The sequence below is a fragment of the Candidatus Corynebacterium faecigallinarum genome, from assembly GCF_052264515.1.
In the GTDB taxonomy this organism is placed as follows: domain Bacteria; phylum Actinomycetota; class Actinomycetes; order Mycobacteriales; family Mycobacteriaceae; genus Corynebacterium; species Corynebacterium faecigallinarum.
Map to the genome: position 1 here is coordinate 1 of NZ_JBQQOC010000077.1, position 1,112 is coordinate 1,112.

The window sequence follows — 1,112 nt, forward strand, 5'->3', positions numbered from 1 at the left end:
CGTTTGACTGTCTTCCCTGTCCCTGTCCCCACGAGTTTCCCTGGACCCCAGTTCCCGGCACTGGTTCAAACAGCCGCCGTCGGTGTCGCGCGCCCTCGATAGGATCAGGCGCAGGTCAGCGTTGCTGGACCCGAGATCAAGCAGCTGAACCTGCTCGGTGAAAAATCCGGGTTAGGTCTGCTGGTGCCGTCGAGGCGGGGTGCCCGGCATCCGGGAGTTCCACCGCGGAGCTGGTGTCAGCCGCGCTTGTCTCGGACCCTGAAGTCTGCGCGTCATCACCGCACGCAGGCACGCCGAGAAGACTGCTGCTCACGACCGCGGCCAGCGCGAGCCGGGAGCAGAAAGGAGAGGAAGGGAAGAATTTCATTGGATCCTTCAACTTTCGTCATAGTTAAAGTTGGAATGTAGGTCGGGGCGCTATCTAAAGAAGCAGACATGTGATAACGTTTGACGGCATTGAAACGAATGCAATCAAGCATAAACATCGTTATGTTATGAACGTAATTCAGAAAAATACACCAGTGCCTACAGCGGAACAACAAAATCGCCTTACGGATAAGTTAATCGAACAAATACATCATTCGAATACTGGACGGCGATAAATAGATGCAACCTGAGTGGTCACCGGCCCTTACCCCCTAGGCATTCTCCAGCAAATACTCGAGACCTGCTCTTCAACTACGAAGAATCCTATCGGGGGAGAACTAATCTCGATATTGTCGAAGTCGAACTCGACGGCGTATCCTTTACTTCGTAGGTTTTCCACGAAAGTATCCGGAGATCCGGTAAGGGGTACTCCTTGAAATGTATCTCCTGGCAAGAGAGTGGTTAACTCCACCTCGTATACCGTCCCGCCACCGAACATAAGCGTCACGTCTCTAACTGCACCGCCGACTTCAATAGCCCCAACAGGTCGGCCTTTAGAGGAAACGCCAATCTCACTACGACCGTGATCCTCAGGGTCGCTAGGACGAACCCCCACATTGCAAACTTCTGAAAAATCCATCTCGCTAACCCTCTCTCCTTTTGGCACTAGTCGACTATAGAACTATTATCCACCAAGCCCCTCGCCCTAGCGTCGCGTATCATTTCATCATATGCCGCATCATACT

The 1,112-nt window shown here is 52.7% G+C and carries 1 protein-coding gene; it reads right to left on the reverse strand.

Going from position 1 to position 1,112, the window contains the following annotated elements:
* Positions 1-631 precede the first annotated feature (631 nt).
* The gene (locus tag ACTXPP_RS14105; protein WP_301520791.1) at positions 632-1,033 is read right to left on the reverse strand and encodes a hypothetical protein; all 402 of its coding nucleotides are present in this window, start codon (positions 1,031-1,033) and stop codon (positions 632-634) included.
* Positions 1,034-1,112: the final 79 nt, after the last annotated feature.